Genomic DNA, 16,850 nt, shown 5'->3' on the forward strand with positions numbered 1-16,850 from the left:
CCCGCCGTGCACGGCGACTTCTCGAACATCACCTTCTCGCCCGACCGCAACTACTCCACCGTCTTCGACCTCCAGGGCCGCGTCGGCCTGGACGCCAACCGCAACGAACAGACCGCCATCCTGCTGCACGCCCTGCGCTCGGCCATGGCCGACCTCGTCGGACCGCACGCCGGGCCGCAGAACGGCTGCGGCTTCCAGATCAGCAGGGTGCGCGCCGGTGACTTCGTCATCGGGGCGGGCAGCTACTACGTCGACGGCATCCGCGTCGACAACCCCGCCGACGTGAACTACACCGACCAGCCGTACGCGTTCATCGACCCGGACCGGGACGCCGACCGGCTGCCTCCCGACCGCTGCCTCGTCTACCTCAAGGTGTTCGAGCGCCACATCACCGAAGTGGAGGACCCCGCCCTGCACGAACCCGCGCTCGGCCCGCACCACCCCGACTCCGGCAGCCGCGCCCAGGTGGTGTGGCAGGTGAGGGCCAGGGCGCTGGGCGCGGACGAGGACCCCCTGGAGTGGCTCGACGCGCAGCGCGCGCCGAGCCACACCGGAGTCCTCCACGTCCGCACCACCCGCGACGGCGACAGTGACGGTGCCCGCGGCGGCTCGGGCGATCCCTGCGCCCTCACGTCCGACGCCCCCTACACGGGCGAGAACCAGCTCTACCGCGTCGAGATCCGACACGGCGGCACAGCACGTGAGGGCGCGAGCTTCGTCTGGTCCCGGGACAACGGCTCGGTCACCTACCCGGTCCTGGACGGCGCGGAGCGGACGCTCCGCCTGACCACCCTCGGCCGGGACTGGCACAGCGCGCTGCAACCCGGACAGTGGGTCGAGCTGGTCGACGACACCGTCTCGCTCCGCGCCGAACTCGGCCTGCCGGAACCGGCCCCCCGCCTCCACCGAGTGGAGGACGTCGACCCCGACACCCTCACCGTCACCCTGGACAGGCCCCCCGCCACACCGCCGAACCGCGCCCGCCACCCCTACCTCCGCCGCTGGGACCACACCCGCGAGACCCCGTCCCCCGACGGCGCGCTGCCCCTCGTCGAGGGTGACTGGATCCCCCTGGAACACGGCATCGAGGTCCGCTTCGAACGCGCCCCCGGCCGCGCCACCGCCCACCGCTACCGCACCGGCGACTACTGGACCTTCCCCGCCCGCCGCACCCTCCCCGGCGCCCTCTGGCCCCACCCGCACGGCACCCCGCCCCATGGCGTCCCCTACCACTACGCCCCCTTGGCAGTGCTGACCGGCAGGGACGTCACAGGGTTGCGGACGGCGTTCGGGGTGCCCCTGACGGAGGGGGTGTAGGCGGTGGCGCATCACGCACGCGTCCACCGGACCACGTCGCCGCAGGCGGCCCGCCCGCCGGGCGGCCTCGACGCGGGCCGCCCGCTGGAGTCACGGACACGGGCCGCGATGGAACCGAGGTTCGGACACGACCTCGGGCACGTCAGGGTGCACACGGACGCGGCCGCGGCGGCCGCCTCGCGGGACCTGAGCGCCGAGGCCTGCACGACCGGCTCGCACATCCTGTTCGCCACGGGCCGCTACGCGCCGGGCACACCGGCCGGCGACCGCCTGATCGCCCACGAACTGACGCACGTCGACCAGCAGCGGGGCGCGCTGCCCGGCACGGGCGGCGGGGGAACGGCGGGCCCGCCCACCGTGGCCTCCCCGGACAGCCCCGGGGAGCGGGAGGCCCGCGCCTGGGCCGCGGCCTGGTCCGGCGGGACCGCTCCGGGCGCGGTGATCCCCGTACGGACCCGGACGACCGCGCCGGTGCTGCAACGGCAGGAGACACCCGGAGCGGCCCCCGTGGCGGGCACCCTCGTCGCCTTCCGGGACGCGGTGAGCCGGGGGGAGTGGCCCACCGCGGCGCGCCTGCTGGGAGAGATGAGCCCGCAGCAGCGGCAGACGGAACTGACCGCGCTGCACTCCGACACCCGGGCCGAGCTGCGTAGGGCGTCCGGCGTGCTGGACCCGACTCCGGGCAATCCGGTGATCCGGCAGATCGAGACCATGGAACAGAGCGGGGCCCAGCAGGGCTCCCCGCCGCAGCGGCAGGCCGACGTGGCCTCGCTGAGCACCCCCGCCAAACTGACGCGTGCCTGGGAGTACGCGAAACCGCATCTCGCCGATGACGCCCGCGCCCAGCTGGAGGGCCTGTTCACCTGGCAGTCCCTCGCCATGATGGCGGCCTTCGCCGCCGTCTACATCGGATCGCAGGTGACACCGGTCGGCTGGGTCGCCGACGCCCTCGCGCTGACGTCGATCACCCTCTCGGCGGTCTTCCTGGGACGTGTGGTCTTCGACGTGGTGTCGGACATCGTCCGGTTCTTCATGGCCGTCAACGCCACGGACGAGGCTCAACTCCGCACGGCGGGCGAGGCGTTGTCCCGTGCCATCGCGGCCGGCGGAGTGGGTCTGGCCATGGCGCTGCTCAGCAGGGCCGTCGGCAAGGGCGGCGGTCGTCCCGGTGGGGGCAGCCCGCCCACCGGCTACGCCGAGGCCGTCACCCCGCAGGGCGTGCGGGTCTGGGTGCCCGCCACGGCCGCGCAGGAGGCCGTCGCCGTGTCGAGGGTGCAGCAGGCGGCCGCGACGTACACGGTCGCGACGCCTCCGTCGCAGGGACCCCTGTTGAAGGAGACGGAGGGCGCCCGGGGCCCCGAGGTCTTCGGCGAACTCGGCCAGGAACTCGGGCCGGGGACGAAGGGCTCGGGCCCGGGCGTCAGGAACGCGGTCAAGGACGCCCAGGAGGCCGGACTGGTCGGGAAGGAGGGCGCGCCCGGCAAGGCGGACGCCGCGCTGCAGCCCCACTCCGGTGCCCCCAAAGTGCGGGCGCAGTACGGGGTTTCGGGCAGCGAGGTGCAGTCGGCGCACATCGGGCCCACCGCGTTCCTCAGGGCCGTGAAGAACTACAGCCGCTCCGCGGCCGACACCGTGCTGCTCAGGCGCGACGTGCACGCCGCCTTCGACCGGCACTGGCTGGAGTGGGCCCGTAAGCTGCGCCGCGCCGGGGCGGAGGATGTCACCGTGGCCGAGCTGTACGCGGAGATGCTCGACGCGATCCAGCAGATCCCCGGTCTGGAACAGCGGGTCAGGAACGCCCTCGCATGGCGCCTGGAACAGGAACTGTTCAGGGATCTCGGGCTGACCCCGGAGCAGCGGGTGCCACTGCCCCTGGAGAACGTCAAGCCCTCTCCCTGAGACACGCCGGCAGCATGGCCGTGAACCCCGCCGAGGGCGCCAGGCCCAGCTCCTGCTCCAGCAGGGACCGGAACGCGCGGTAGTGGCGGATCGCCTCCAGCACGTTGTGCTCGGCGAGGTGGACGGCGACGACCGCGCGGTGGGCGCTCTCACGGAGGGGCTCGGCGCGGACGCTCTCGAGGGCGGCCTCGAGAGCGAGTGCGGGCCGGCCCCGCGCGAGGTGGTGGTGGGCCAGCGCGTCGAGGGCGTGCAGCCGGAGCTGGCGCAGGCGCTCGCGTTCGAAGAGGACCCAGTCGTCGTCCCAGCCGGGCAGCAGGTCCCCGGCGAACAGCAGGTGCCGGGCGAGTGCCGGGTCGGCCGAGCGCGGGTCGAGGAGGTGCAGGGCCGAGTCCGTCAGGGCGCGGGTGTCGACGCTGACCGTTTCGGCGAGCGCCAGGGTGTCCCCCTCGCTGCGCACCAGCGGCTCCCGCCCCCGGTGCAGCCGCCACAGCGCCGTACGCAGGCTGCCGTGGGCGCGTTCCTCCGTCGCGTCGGGCCACAGCGTGCCGGCGACGACCGTACGCGTCCCGTGCCGGCGCAGGCCGAGGTAGGCGAGCAGCCGCTGCGCGGCGACACCGACGTCGACCGCCGTCGTGCCGTAGTCGAGGGTGAACCGGCCGAGCAGACCCAGCCGGGGCGCCGACGGACGCTCACTCGTGGCGAGGCCGCCGACACGCTCGTACGACACCGTCCTGCCGTCGACGGCCATGGCACCCTCCCCGGCGTGGTGTGCGGGCGAGCGACGCCCCACAACTGCCCACAGTCGTCAGGAACTTCACCGTACGCCAAACCCTGACAAGAGAGACCAAATACCCACGGAGATCATTCTTGTGGGGTACGCGTGACGTTCCTCACGCACCATGCACCCCAGCCCTGCTCACACCGGCCGTGCCCGACCTGTGCGTCCCCCTTAACTCCGCATGATCGATCAAAGAGACACCGGCGTAATGAGCCGTCCGTAGGGTCATGAACGGTCGAACCATGGCGAACATTGCGAAGGGGGATGCCCGTGACCGCGCCGGACTCGCACTCGCGGAACGACCGCACTTCGAAGGTGCGGACGGTCTGCTCGTACTGCGGGGTGGGCTGCGGCATGGTCCTCGACATCACCACGGGCCCCGACGGCCGCCGCAGCGTCCTGAAGGCGTCCGGCGACAAGGAGCACCCCGCGAACTTCGGCCGGCTGTGCACCAAGGGCGCCACCACCGCCGACCTGCTCGCCGCCCCGGGCCGGCTGACCGGCGCCCTCGTGCGGTCCGACCGGGGCGAGGAGCCGGAGCCCGCCCCCGTCGACGCGGCGATCACCGAGACCGCCCGCCGTCTGCGCGCCATCATCGACGAGCACGGTCCCGACGCGGTCGCCCTCTACGTCTCCGGCCAGATGAGCCTCGAGGCGCAGTACCTCGCGAACAAGCTGGCCAAGGGCTTCCTGCGCACCAACCAGATCGAGTCGAACTCCCGGCTGTGCATGGCAAGCGCCGGCACCGGATACAAGCTGTCCCTCGGCGCGGACGGCCCGCCCGGCTCGTACCAGGACTTCGACCACGCGGACCTCTTCCTCGTCATCGGCTCGAACATGGCCGACTGCCATCCGATCCTCTTCCTGCGCATGATGGACCGCGTGAAGTCGGCGGGCGCCAAACTGATCGTCGTCGACCCGCGCCGTACCGCCACCGCCGAGAAGGCCGACCTGTTCCTCCAGGTCAGGCCCGGTACCGACCTCGCCCTGCTCAACGGCCTGCTGCACCTGCTGCACGAGAACGGCCACACCGACCCCGACTTCGTCGCCGCCCACACCGAGGGCTGGGAGGCGATGCCCGAGTTCCTCGCCGACTACCCGCCCGCGACGGTTGCCGAGATCACCGGCATCCCGGAGGCCGACCTGCGCGAGGCCGCCCGGCTGATCGGCGAGGCGGGGGAGTGGACCAGCTGCTGGACGATGGGCCTCAACCAGTCCACCCACGGCACCTGGAACACCAACGCCCTGGTCAACCTCCACCTGGCGACCGGCGCGATCTGCCGCCCCGGCAGCGGCCCCTTCTCCCTCACCGGCCAGCCCAACGCCATGGGCGGCCGCGAGATGGGCTACATGGGCCCCGGCCTGCCCGGCCAGCGCTCCGTCCTCGTCGACGCCGAGCGCGCCTTCGTCGAGGAACTGTGGGACCTGCCCCCCGACACCCTCCGCGCCGACGGCGTCGGCAAGGGCACCGTCGAGATGTTCCAGAAGATGGCCGACGGCGACATCAAGGCCTGCTGGATCATCTGCACCAACCCCGTCGCCTCCGTCGCCAACCGCAAGACCGTGATCGAGGGCCTCGAGGCGGCCGAGTTCGTCATCACCCAGGACGTCTTCGCCGACACCGAGACCAACGCCTACGCCGACGTCGTCCTGCCCGCCGCCCTGTGGACCGAGACCGAGGGCGTCCTCATCAACAGCGAGCGCAACCTCACCCTCGCCCGGCCCGCCGCCGACCCGCCAGGCGAGGCGATGGCCGACTGGCGGATCATCGCCGCCGTCGCCCGCGAGATGGGCTTCGAGAAGGCCTTCTCCTACGACAGCGCCGAGCAGGTCTTCGAGGAGATCAAGGGTGCCTGGAACCCCAAGACCGGCTACGACCTGCGCGGCGTGACCTACGACCGCCTGCGCGCCACCCCCGTCCAGTGGCCCGCCCCCACCGCCGACGGCCCCGATCGCAATCCGATCCGCTACGTCGACGACGACGGCGCGCTCAGCTTCCCCACCCCCAGCGGCCGTGCCGCCTTCCACGCCCGCCCGCACCTCCCGCCCGCCGAGATGCCGGACGACGACTACAGGTTCGTGCTCAACACGGGCCGCCTCCAGCACCAGTGGCACACCCTGACCAAGACCGCCAAGGTGGCCAAGCTCAACAAGCTCAACCCCGGCCCCTTCGTGGAGATCCACCCCCAGGACGCCTCCGGCCTCGGCATCACCGACGGCGACTCGGTCGAGGTCGCCTCCCGGCGCGGCCGGGCCGTCCTGCCCGCCGTCGTCACCGACCGCGTACGGCCCGGGTCCTGCTTCGCGCCCTTCCACTGGAACGACCTCTTCGGCGAGTACCTCAGCGTCAACGCGGTGACCAGCGACGCCGTCGACCTGCTGTCCTTCCAGCCCGAGCTGAAGGTGTGCGCGGTGTCGCTGACCAAGGTGGCCACACCGGTCACCGTGTCGACACCGGCCGTGGAGCCCACGCCCGTGTCCGCGCCCCCCGCGCCCGTGGTCGTCGAGCCCGCCGCCCTCCAGCCCGCCGCCGTCCTGCCCTCAGCGGCCGCCGCCTTCGGCCTCGAACCCACCCCGCCGCCGGTCCTGAGCGAGACCGAACGCCAGTACCTCGTCGGCTTCCTCGCCGGCATCCCCGCCGGCGCCCCCGGCGTACCGGTCCTGCCGCCCGACGCCCCCTTCAGCCCCGACCACGCCCTGTGGGTCAACGGCACCCTCGCCGGCATGTACTCCAGGGCCGCCACCACCCCACCCGCCCCACAGCAGGCGGCCCGCCGCCACGTCGTGATCCTCTGGGCCTCACAGACCGGCAACGCCGAGGAGTTCGCGGCCGCCACCGCCGAACGCCTCACCTCCAAAGGCCACACCGCCGCCCTCGTCGCCATGGACCAGGCCGACCCCGCCACCCTGCCCTCCGACGCCGACCTGCTCCTCATCACCAGCACCTTCGGCGACGGCGACGCCCCCGACAACGGCACCGGCTTCTGGGACACCCTGGCCGCCCCCGACGCCCAACGCCTGGACGGACGCCGCTACGCCGTCCTCGCCTTCGGGGACTCCTCGTACGACGACTTCTGCGGCCACGGCCGCCGCCTCGACCAGCGCCTCGACGAACTGGGCGCGGTCCGGCTGGCACCTCGTACCGACTGCGAACCCGACTACGAGACCAGCGCCCACGCCTGGCTCGACGACGTGCTCACCGCCCTCCGCGACAGCCCGCGGCCCGCGCCCGACGCGCCCAAGGCCGCCCGCTCCAAGCGGCCCGCCCCCGTCACCGCCCGCCTCACCGGCAACCGGCTGCTCAGCCTGCCCGGCGCGGACAAGGAGGTCCGCCGCTTCACCTTCGACACCCGCGACAGCGAGGAACCCCTCGTCTACGAAGCGGGCGACGCCCTCGGCGTGCGGCCCCTCAACGCCGCCGGCCTCGTCACCGAGTGGCTCGCCGTGACCGGCCTGCACGTGGACGCGCCGGTGCGCGTCGACGGCGTGGGTGAGACCCCGTTCGGCGACGCCCTGCTGCGCCACCTCGACATCACCCGCCTCAGCCCCGACCTGCTGCGCTTCGTCGCCGACCGCGCCCACGACCCGCGCGAGCTGCGCAAACTGCTGCGCCCCGACAACAAGGGCGAGCTGGCCAAGTGGTCCTGGGGCCGACAGGCCGTCGACGTCGTCGCCGAGTTCGGCGTACGGGCCGACGCGCAGGAGTGGGCCGACGCCCTGGGCCGCCTGCAGCCCCGCCTGTACTCCATATCCTCCAGCCCGCTCACCGACCCCCACCTGGTCTCCCTGACGGTCAGCGTCGTCCGCTACGAGAACCTGGCCGGCCACCCCCGCCAGGGTGTCTGCTCCCCGTTCCTCGCCGACGCCGAACCCGGCACCGAAGTACCGGTCCACGTCCAGCGCTCCCCGCACTTCCGCCCGCCCGCCGACCCGACCACCCCGATGGTGATGGTCGGCCCCGGCACCGGCGTCGCGCCCTTCGTCGGCTTCCTCGACGAACGCCGGGCCCGTGGCCACCGCGCCCCCAACTGGCTCTTCTTCGGCGAACAGCACCGCGCCACCGACTTCTACTACGAGGACGACCTCACCGCCCACCTCACCGAGGGCACCCTCACCCGCCTGGACACCGCCTTCTCCCGCGACCAGCGCGCCAAGGTCTACGTCCAGGACCGTATGCGCGAACACGGCTCCCACCTGTGGTCCTGGCTCCAGGACGGCGCCCACTTCTACGTCTGCGGCGACGCCTCCCGCATGGCCAAGGACGTCGACCGGGCCCTGCGCGACATCGCCGTCGTCCACGGCGGCCTGAGCGAGCAGGACGCGACGGCGTACGTGAAGCAGCTCGCCACGGAGAAGCGGTACGTGCGGGACGTGTACTGATCGTTTCCTGGTGGCGCCGACGGGACCACAGCGGAACAATCACGGGGACGGACGCACGGCGGACCCCACGGAAAGGCACCTCTTCATGGTCGAGCAGGACGAGCGCTTCGACGTCGTGGTACTCGGAGCGGGCCCCGGCGGCTACGTCGCCGCCATCCGCGCCGCCCAGCTGGGCAAACGCGTCGCCGTCATCGAGGAGAAGTACTGGGGCGGCGTCTGTCTGAACGTGGGCTGCATCCCCACCAAGGCCCTCCTGCGCAACGCCGAGCTCGCGCACATCGTCACCCGTGAGGCGAAGACCTTCGGCATCAAGGTCGACGGCCAGGTCTCCTTCGACTACGGCGAGGCCTACCGCCGCAGCCGCAAGGTCGCCGACGGCCGCGTCAAGGGCGTCCACTACCTGATGAAGAAGAACAAGATCACCGAGTTCGACGGCCGCGGCACCTTCCTCGACCCGCACACCCTCCAGGTGACCGACTACGACGGCAACACCCGCGCCATCGGCTTCGACCACTGCGTCATCGCCACCGGCGCCACGCCCAGGCTGCTGCCGGGCACCCGGCGCACGGCCCGCGTGGTGACGTACGAGGAGCAGATCCTCGCCGAGGACCTCCCGCAGTCGATCGTCATCGCGGGCGCCGGCGCCATCGGTATCGAGTTCGCCTACGTCCTGCACAACTACGGCGTGAAGGTCACCGTCGTGGAGTTCCTGGACCGCGTCGCCCCCCTTGAGGACGCGGAGGTCTCCGCCGAACTCGCCAAGCAGTACCGCCGCCTGGGCATCGACGTCCTCACCTCCACCCGCGTCGAGTCGATCGACGAGTCCGGGCCCCAGGTCCGCGTCACCGTCACCGGCAAGGACGGCACCCAGCAGATCCTGGAGGCCGACAAGGTCCTCCAGGCCATCGGCTTCGCCCCGAACGTCACCGGCTTCGGCCTGGAGAACACCGGTGTACGGGTCACCGAGCGCGGCGCGATCGACGTCGACGCCCGCTGCCGTACCTCCGTCCCGCACATCTACGCCATCGGCGACGTCACCGCGAAGCTGATGCTCGCGCACGCCGCGGAGGCGATGGGCGTGGTCGCCGCGGAAACGATCGCGGACGCGGAGACGATGGAGCTCGACTACGTCATGATCCCCCGCGCCACCTACTGCCAGCCCCAGATCGCCAGCTTCGGCTACACCGAAGCCCAGGCCCGCGAACTCGGCCATGACGTCAAGGTCGCCAAGTTCCCCTTCACCGCCAACGGCAAGGCCCACGGCCTCGGCGACGTCACCGGCTTCGTGAAGCTGATCAGCGACACGAAGTACGGCGAACTCCTCGGCGGCCACCTGATCGGGCCCGACGTGACCGAGCTGCTGCCGGAACTGACCCTGGCCCAGCAGTGGGACCTCACCGTCCACGAGGTCGCCCGCAACATCCACGCCCACCCGACCCTGGGCGAGGCGGTCAAGGAGGCGGTCCACGGCCTGGCAGGCCACATGATCAACATGTGACCGTACTCCAGGGCGCGGCGGCGGACGATCTCGACCTGATCGTGGGGTTGACCGGGCTGCGGCTGCCGCGTGGGTCCGCGGCGGCCCGGCGCCGGCCCCGCGCGGCCACCGCGGCGACGGCGATCCGCGCAGGCCCAGGACAGCCCAGCTTGATGTCGGATTTCCGCCAGCCCCGGCCGGGTGGGTGGACGATGCTGGACCCATGCAGAACGGGATGCACACCGACAGGGAGCACTGTGTGCGCGCTGTCCAGTCCAAGGACGCGCGCTTCGACGGCTGGTTCTTCACAGCCGTCCTGACCACCCGGATCTACTGCCGGCCCAGCTGCCCGGTCGTTCCGCCCAAGCCGGAGAACATGACGTTCTACCCGAGCGCGGCCGCCTGCCAGCAGGCCGGATTCCGGGCCTGCAAGCGCTGCCGGCCGGACACCAGCCCGGGCTCCCCGGAGTGGAACCAGCGGGCCGACCTCGTGGCCCGGGCCATGCGGCTGATCGCCGACGGCGTCGTGGACCGCGAGGGCGTCCCCGGCCTCGCCGGCCGCCTCGGCTACAGCACCCGGCAGGTCGAACGCCAACTGCTCGCCGAACTCGGCGCGGGCCCGCTCGCGCTCGCCCGCGCCCAGCGCGCCCAGACGGCCCGCCTGCTCGTCGAGACGACCCCGCTGCCCATGGCGGAGATCGCCTTCGCCGCCGGCTTCTCCTCGATCCGCACCTTCAACGACACCGTGCGCGAGGTCTTCGCCCTGTCCCCGAGCGAGCTGCGCGAGCGGACCCCGAAGAGCAACGCCAAGAACGCCCAGGCCGCCACCCCGGGCGCGCTGACCCTCCGCCTCCCCTTCCGCGCACCCCTCAACCCCGACAACCTCTTCGGTCACCTCGCGGCGACGGCCGTACCGGGGGTCGAGGAGTGGCGGGACGGCGCGTACCGGCGCACGCTCCGGTTGCCGTACGGCCACGGCATCGTCGCGCTGACGCCGAAGCCCGACCACATCGCCTGCCGTCTCACCCTCAGTGACCTCCGGGACCTGACCGTCGCCATCAGCCGTTGCCGCCGGATGCTCGACCTGGACGCCGATCCGGTCGCGATCGACGACCAGCTGCGCACGGATCCGCTCCTCGCGCCGCTGGTGGACAAGGCGCCCGGCCGCCGCGTGCCGCGTACGGTCGACGAGGCGGAGTTCGCCGTGCGCGCCGTACTCGGCCAGCAGGTCTCCACCGCGGCCGCCCGTACGCACGCTGCCCGCCTGGTCACCGCCCACGGCGACCCGGTGGAGGACCCCGAGGGCGGACTCACCCACCTCTTCCCCACCCCCGAGGCACTGGCGGCGGTGGACCCGGAATCACTGGCGATGCCCCGCACCCGCCGTACGACCTTCACCACCCTGGTCGACCAACTGGCCGACGGGACACTCCATTTGGGCCCGGACAGCAACTGGTCGGAAACCCGTGCCCAGTTGCTGGCGCTGCCCGGCTTCGGCCCCTGGACGGTCGACGTCATCGCGATGCGCGGCCTCGGCGACCCCGACGCCTTCCTCCCCACCGACCTCGGCATCCGCCGTGCCGCACAGGAGCTGGGTCTGCCGTCCACCCCCGCGGCCCTCACCGCCCGCGCGGCGGCGTGGCGCCCGTGGCGGGCGTACGCGGTCCAGTATCTGTGGGCGACGGACAGCCACCCCATCAACTTCCTGCCCGTGTAAGGAAAACCGAAGGACCATCATGAAGCAGCACACCGTCATCGACAGCCCGTACGGCCCCCTCACCCTCGTCGCCGACGACGGCGTCCTCTGCGGCCTCTACATGACCGAACAGCGCCACCGCCCGACCGAGGAGAGCTTCGGCGTCCGGGCCGACACCGCCCTCTTCGCCGAGACAGAGGAACAACTCGAGGCGTACTTCGCGGGCGAGTTGAAGGAGTTCACCGTCGAACTGCGCCTCAACGGCACCTCGTTCCAACGCGGCGTCTGGGACCAGCTGCGCAAGATCCCCTACGGCGAGACCCGTTCCTACGGTGAACTCGCCGAGGCCCTCGGCAACCCCAAGGCCTCCCGCGCGGTCGGCCTCGCCAACGGCCGCAACCCCGTCGGCATCATCGTCCCCTGCCACCGCGTCATCGGCGCGAGCGGCAGCCTCACCGGCTACGGCGGCGGCCTGGACCGCAAGCAGCGCCTGCTGGACTTCGAGCGCGGAACCTCCTTGTTCTGAGCGAGCGTCACACACGGGCCCCCGGAAACCGGGGGCCCGTCGTCGTTCATGTGAGGGGGGCGACACCTCTCAGGTTCATGTCCATGAATAAGGATCACGTACACGTCTATTGACGCGTTCACGGCGGGAGCTCTAGCGTCCGGGAAAGCGCTTTCTCCTCACCGGATGCGGTCTCCGGCCCTCCGGCCTGTTCAGCCTGTCGAATCACGGTCGAACCGGATCGTCGCACCCGGAACCACCCGCAGAGAAGGGCTCGGCACCGACGTTCGTCGGACGGGCCCGCCAACCTGGAGACAAACGATGCAACGGAGATCCGTCATCGCGTGCGTCAGCCTGCTGGCCGGCACGCTCGTCGCGCTGTCCGGAAACACCGCGCAGGCCGCGTCCACCCGTTACGAGGCCGAGAGCTCCCCGGCGGTCTGCACCGGCACCATCGACTCCGACTGGGCCGGATACTCCGGCACCGGATTCTGCAACGGCGACAACGCGCTCAGCGGCTACGCGCAGTTCACCGTGAACGCCTCCGCGGCGGGCACGGCGACCCTCAACGTCCGGTTCGCCAACGGGACCACCACCGCCCGGTCCGCGAGCGTCGTCGTGAACGGCACCACGGTCACGACGACGTCCTTCGAGGGCACCGGCGCGTGGGGCACCTGGGCGACCAGGACGCTCTCGGTGCCGGTGACTTCGGGCAGCAACACCATCCGGCTGACTCCCACGACCTCAGCCGGCCTGCCCAACGTCGACTACCTGGACGCCGAGGTGAGCGGCACCACCACACCGCCGCCGTCGAGCTCCGCGCTGTACGTGGCGCCGAACGGCACCGACGGCGCGGCCGGCACCCAATCGGCGCCGACGACGCTCACCTCGGCGATCAGCCGCATCACCCCCGGCGGAACCATCTACCTGCGCGGCGGGACGTACGCGTACTCCTCGACGGTCACCATCCCGCAGGACAACGACGGCAGTTCAGCCGCCCGCACCACCCTGTCCGCCTACCCGGGTGAGACGCCGGTGCTCAACTTCTCGGCACAGAGCGAGAGTCCCTCGAACCGGGGGCTCCAGCTGAACGCCTCGTACTGGCACGTGAAGGGACTGGTCGTCGAGCGTGCCGGTGACAACGGCATCTACGTCGGCGGCAGCAACAACGTCATCGAGCGCACGGTGACCCGCTTCAACCGCGACACGGGCCTCCAGCTCGGCCGGATCGCCTCCACCACCCCGAGCAGCCAGTGGCCGTCCAACAACCTGATCCTGAGCGCGGAGTCGCACGACAACGCCGACTCCGACGGTGAGGACGCCGACGGCTTCGCCGCCAAGCTCACCACCGGCACCGGGAACGTCTTCCGCTACGCCGTCTCCCACAACAACATCGACGACGGCTGGGACCTCTACACCAAGACCGACACCGGTGCCATCGGTCCGGTGACCGTCGAGTACTCCCTCTCCTACAACAACGGCACCCTCTCCGACGGCACCGTGAACTCCAACGGCGACCGCAACGGCTACAAGCTCGGCGGCGACGACATCGCGGTCAACCACGTCGTCCAGCACAGCGTCGCCTACCGCAACGGCAAGCACGGGTTCACGTACAACAGCAACCCCGGCAAGATGGCCGTGTCGAGCAACGTGAGCGTCGACAACGCGCAGCGCAACTTCTCCTGGGACGCGGGCACTTCGGTGTTCCGCGGCAACACCTCGTGCCGGTTCGCCGTCAGCGGCTCCAACGACAAGACCGTGGGAGACGCCGACAGCTCCAACCAGTTCTGGTCCGGCACGAACGGCTCCCGCTGCTCCTCCTACTCCGGCGCCCTGACCTGGTCCTTCGCCTCGGACGGCCACCTGGTGGTGGCCTTCGGCGGCAAGGTGGTGACGCTGTAGCGACCGGATCCGTCCTTCCTGGGCCCACCGGTTGGCCGGTGGGCCCAGCCCAGGAGGGGCCGGGCCTCAGGCCTCGGCCTCCGTGCCGAGTCGGCCCAGCAGTTCGGGCAGGGCGGTGCCGATCGGCTCCCGTACGATCTCGTCGGCGCGGTCGTCGTACGGAGTCGGCTCGGCGTTGACGATGATGAGCCGGGCCCCGTGGTCGGCGGCGACACCGGCGAGGCCGGCGGCGGGCTGGACCTGGAGGCTGCTGCCCACGGCGATGAAGATCTGGCAGGCCTTGGTGATGGCCACGGCCTGCCCGAGCACCTCGGGGTCGAGCCGCTCGCCGAACATCACGGTCGCCGACTTGAGGATGCCCCCGCACTTCAGGCACGCCGGATCGTCCTCCCCGGCCTCGACCCGCGCGAGGGCGTCCTCCATGGGCCCCCGGGCATGGCACTGCGTGCACACCACGCTCCGCGCGGTGCCGTGCAGCTCGAGCACCTTGCGTTCGGGCATCCCGGCGAGCTGGTGCAGCCCGTCCACGTTCTGGGTGATGACCCGGACCGGCACCCCGGTGCGTTCGAGCTCGGCCACGGCCCGGTGCGCGGCGTTCGGCTCCGCCTTCAGCGTCCGGTTCTTGCGCCGCATCTGCCACGAGCGCCGCCGGATCTCCGGATCGCCCATGTAGTACTCGTACGTCACCAGCTTTTCGGCCTCCGGATCCCGCCGCCACAGCCCGTTGGGCCCTCGGTAGTCGGGGATGCCGGAGTCGGTGGAGATGCCGGCGCCACTGAGGACGGCGACGAGGGGTCCGCTCATGTCACCGAGGTTAGGACGCTGAATCCGGTTACGGCGAACGGATATCCGCGTGCGCGGCACGGTGCTAGCGTCGCCGCATGGCCAAGGTCACCGTTTCGCTCGATGCCGCGCTCGTCGTGGAGGTCATGGTGCTGTCGGGGGTGGGCAACCCGCAGGACGCCGTGGAACTCGTCGTGCGCGACTACATCGAGCGCGGACACCGGACGGAGGCGCGGGTCGCCGCGCGGGACGAGGCGCTGCGTGAGGTGGAGGCCAAGCCCAGAGACCCCGAGGGATAAGGGCCTGTCCTCCTCCGGCCCCCGGCCCCGGCGTCAGCCGACCCGGTGGCCGTTCTCCAGTTCCGCCGTGCCCGAGCCCTCCGTGAGGACGTCGAGGGCGGCCAGGACGCGGCGGCCGGTGGCGCCGGGGAGGTGCTCGGGGAGGTCCTCGCGCGCGACCAGGCGCCAGGACAGCAGTTCCTCCTCCTGAAGACGGATCGCCTTGAAGTCGTCCTCGCCGAGGACTCCACCGTCGTACAGGTACGCCACCAGCGGTGGGCGGCCCGTGCCGGGCACCCAGTCCACCGCGAGGAGCCGCCCGAGCTCCCGGTCGAGACCGATCTCCTCGGCGGTCTCGCGGCGGGCACCCTGCCGCGGGCTCTCCCCGTCGTCGGACTCGACCGTGCCGCCCGGCAGCGCCCAGCCCTCCCGGTAGTTGGGCTCGACGAGCAGCACCCGTCCCTCCGCGTCGCGGAAGAGCGCGGCGGCCCCGGCGAGGATGCGGGGGAGGGAGGCGATGTACGTGGCGTAGTCAAGAGTGGTCATTCAGGAAGGGTAGCCAGCCGCACCGGTACGGCGTCACGTCCTCACCCCGACCGGTCGCAGCGCGCGGAGCACGCCACCTCGCCGTACACGCCGTGCGCAGCGCCTTGCGCGCCGGTCCACGGCAGGTTCGGCCTCAGGCCTCAGGCCTCAGGCCTCCGTCCGCGTCAGCCGTAGCGTCCGTTCCGCCAGTTCGCTGATCCGTACGCCGTCGAAGCCGAAGACCGCGCTGCGGACGGTGTCCTCCAGCGGGTCCTTCCACTGGGGCGGGATGACGTCCGCGCCGGTCATGACGCCGGCCACGGAACCCGCCGTCGCGCCGTTGGAGTCGGTGTCCAGGCCGCCGCGGACGGTCAGCGCGATCGTCCGCGTGAAGTCGCCGTCGCCGTAGAGGAGGCCGGCGGTGAGGACGGCGGCGTTCGGGACGGTGTGGATCCAGCCGAGCCCCGCGGTCTCCTCGGCGATCGTGGTGAGGGTGTCCTCCCAGGACATCCTGGCGTCGTGCAGGGAGGAGACCCGGCGCACGATCCGGGCCAGGCGACTGCTCGCCGGGATCACCGTCAGCGCCTCGTCGACCGCCTGGCGTACCGTGCGCGCCGTGAACGCCGCCGCGATCAGCGCCGCCGCCCACATCGCGCCGTACACGCCGTTGCCGGTGTGGGACAGCACCGCGTCCCGCCGCGCGAGCGAGGCGGCGCGGCGAGGGACGCCGGGGGAGGTCCAGCCGTGGATGTCGGCGCGGATCAGGGCACCGATCCACTCCTGGTACGGATTGTCGTACGTCGCCGTCAGCGGCGGCTTCAGCCCGTTGGCGAGGTTGCGGTACGCGGCCCGTTCCGCGGTGAACGTCTGCAGGTACGGCAGCCGCAGCAGCCACAGGTCGCCGACCTGCTCGGTGCTGAACTCGAAGCCGTGGGTCTCCAGGAGGTCGAGGCCGAGGATGGCGTAGTCGATGTCGTCGTCGCGGCAGCTGCCGTGGATGCGGCCGCGTACGCACTGGCGCCATTCGGGCCGCAGCTCGAAGCCGTCGCCCCCGGCGATCGGCTCGGGCAGGTAGTCGGTGAGGGGCAGGGCGTCGGCCTGCCGCAGGTAGCGGTCGATGAGGTCCCGCGTCCACAGGTCGCCCTGCTCGACCGGTTTGCCGAGCATGTTGCCCGCGATCCGGCCCAGCCAGCCCCCGAGGACGCGGTCGGCGAGCTCTGGCTCAGTGCCGACAGGGGTCATAGAAGAGGTGTACCCGTTTCCGGACGCGGCCGCGCGGGCCGGCGCGGGATGAGATTCCCGAGGTGCGG

Annotated in this window: 12 protein-coding genes; 8 read left to right on the forward strand and 4 right to left on the reverse strand. The window is 71.8% G+C overall.

The features are described from left to right. The first annotated feature begins 6 nt into the window (after nt 1-6). Together ACGFNV_RS00460 and ACGFNV_RS00465 are read left to right on the forward strand one after the other, a co-directional pair. On the forward strand, nt 7-1,317 hold the full coding sequence (locus tag ACGFNV_RS00460; protein WP_393618176.1) for a DUF6519 domain-containing protein: 1,311 nt from the start codon (nt 7-9) through the stop codon (nt 1,315-1,317). Nucleotides 1,318-1,320: 3 nt separating this feature from the next. Further along, the gene (locus ACGFNV_RS00465) at nt 1,321-3,216 is read left to right on the forward strand and encodes a DUF4157 domain-containing protein (protein ID WP_393618178.1); all 1,896 of its coding nucleotides are present in this window, start codon (nt 1,321-1,323) and stop codon (nt 3,214-3,216) included. Here ACGFNV_RS00465 and ACGFNV_RS00470 read toward each other — a convergent pair. After that, complete coding sequence (locus ACGFNV_RS00470; RefSeq protein WP_393618180.1) at nt 3,200-3,964, reverse strand: BTAD domain-containing putative transcriptional regulator; 765 nt, start codon at nt 3,962-3,964, stop codon at nt 3,200-3,202. The two genes, ACGFNV_RS00465 and ACGFNV_RS00470, sit on opposite strands and share 17 nt — an antisense overlap. Before the next feature lie 384 nt (nt 3,965-4,348). On the opposite strand from ACGFNV_RS00470, the gene ACGFNV_RS00475 reads away from it, so the two are divergent. The 5 genes from ACGFNV_RS00475 to ACGFNV_RS00495 all read left to right on the forward strand — a co-directional run bounded on the left by ACGFNV_RS00475 (nt 4,349) and on the right by ACGFNV_RS00495 (nt 13,954). Then, nucleotides 4,349-8,374, forward strand: coding sequence for a molybdopterin-dependent oxidoreductase (locus tag ACGFNV_RS00475; RefSeq protein WP_393619934.1), 4,026 nt, complete (start codon nt 4,349-4,351; stop codon nt 8,372-8,374). An 85-nt stretch (nt 8,375-8,459) separates the two neighbouring features. Continuing rightward, a complete protein-coding gene (gene lpdA, locus ACGFNV_RS00480; RefSeq protein ID WP_393618182.1) occupies nt 8,460-9,872 on the forward strand; it encodes a dihydrolipoyl dehydrogenase in 1,413 nt (470 codons plus the stop codon). A gap of 214 nt (nt 9,873-10,086) precedes the next feature. Then, nucleotides 10,087-11,568, forward strand: coding sequence for an AlkA N-terminal domain-containing protein (locus ACGFNV_RS00485; protein ID WP_393619935.1), 1,482 nt, complete (start codon nt 10,087-10,089; stop codon nt 11,566-11,568). 19 nt (nt 11,569-11,587) lie between these two features. Further along, a complete protein-coding gene (locus ACGFNV_RS00490) occupies nt 11,588-12,073 on the forward strand; it encodes a methylated-DNA--[protein]-cysteine S-methyltransferase (RefSeq protein ID WP_393618184.1) in 486 nt (161 codons plus the stop codon). 300 nt (nt 12,074-12,373) lie between these two features. After that, nucleotides 12,374-13,954 carry a carbohydrate-binding protein gene (locus ACGFNV_RS00495; RefSeq protein ID WP_393618186.1) on the forward strand — a complete coding sequence of 527 codons (1,581 nt, stop codon included), beginning with the start codon at nt 12,374-12,376 and terminating at the stop codon, nt 13,952-13,954. A 66-nt stretch (nt 13,955-14,020) separates the two neighbouring features. On the opposite strand, the gene ACGFNV_RS00500 is transcribed toward ACGFNV_RS00495, so the two are convergent. Next, entirely contained in the window at nt 14,021-14,758 is a 738-nt protein-coding gene (locus tag ACGFNV_RS00500; RefSeq protein WP_393618188.1) for an NAD-dependent deacetylase, read from the reverse strand. 77 nt (nt 14,759-14,835) lie between these two features. On the opposite strand from ACGFNV_RS00500, the gene ACGFNV_RS00505 reads away from it, so the two are divergent. After that, a complete protein-coding gene (locus tag ACGFNV_RS00505; protein WP_393618190.1) occupies nt 14,836-15,036 on the forward strand; it encodes a DUF2191 domain-containing protein in 201 nt (66 codons plus the stop codon). Between the two features lie 33 nt (nt 15,037-15,069). Here ACGFNV_RS00505 and ACGFNV_RS00510 read toward each other — a convergent pair whose 3' ends face one another. Together ACGFNV_RS00510 and ACGFNV_RS00515 are read right to left on the reverse strand one after the other, a co-directional pair. Beyond that, complete coding sequence (locus ACGFNV_RS00510) at nt 15,070-15,561, reverse strand: NUDIX domain-containing protein (RefSeq protein ID WP_393618191.1); 492 nt, start codon at nt 15,559-15,561, stop codon at nt 15,070-15,072. A gap of 147 nt (nt 15,562-15,708) precedes the next feature. Next, on the reverse strand, nt 15,709-16,782 hold the full coding sequence (locus ACGFNV_RS00515) for an ADP-ribosylglycohydrolase family protein (RefSeq protein ID WP_393618193.1): 1,074 nt from the start codon (nt 16,780-16,782) through the stop codon (nt 15,709-15,711). Nucleotides 16,783-16,850 lie beyond the last annotated feature (68 nt).

The organism is Streptomyces sp. NPDC048751 (genome assembly GCF_043198595.1).
Lineage (GTDB): Bacteria > Actinomycetota > Actinomycetes > Streptomycetales > Streptomycetaceae > Streptomyces.

Coding starts and splice junctions, on each gene's coding strand:
- ACGFNV_RS00470 (WP_393618180.1), bottom strand. CDS start 3,964: ATGGCCGTCGACGGCAGGACGGTGTCGTACGAGCGTGTCGGCGGCCTC.
- ACGFNV_RS00475 (WP_393619934.1), top strand. CDS start 4,349: ATGGTCCTCGACATCACCACGGGCCCCGACGGCCGCCGCAGCGTCCTG.
- lpdA (WP_393618182.1), top strand. CDS start 8,460: ATGGTCGAGCAGGACGAGCGCTTCGACGTCGTGGTACTCGGAGCGGGC.
- ACGFNV_RS00485 (WP_393619935.1), top strand. CDS start 10,087: ATGCACACCGACAGGGAGCACTGTGTGCGCGCTGTCCAGTCCAAGGAC.
- ACGFNV_RS00490 (WP_393618184.1), top strand. CDS start 11,588: ATGAAGCAGCACACCGTCATCGACAGCCCGTACGGCCCCCTCACCCTC.
- ACGFNV_RS00495 (WP_393618186.1), top strand. CDS start 12,374: ATGCAACGGAGATCCGTCATCGCGTGCGTCAGCCTGCTGGCCGGCACG.
- ACGFNV_RS00500 (WP_393618188.1), bottom strand. CDS start 14,758: ATGAGCGGACCCCTCGTCGCCGTCCTCAGTGGCGCCGGCATCTCCACC.
- ACGFNV_RS00505 (WP_393618190.1), top strand. CDS start 14,836: ATGGCCAAGGTCACCGTTTCGCTCGATGCCGCGCTCGTCGTGGAGGTC.
- ACGFNV_RS00510 (WP_393618191.1), bottom strand. CDS start 15,561: ATGACCACTCTTGACTACGCCACGTACATCGCCTCCCTCCCCCGCATC.
- ACGFNV_RS00515 (WP_393618193.1), bottom strand. CDS start 16,782: ATGACCCCTGTCGGCACTGAGCCAGAGCTCGCCGACCGCGTCCTCGGG.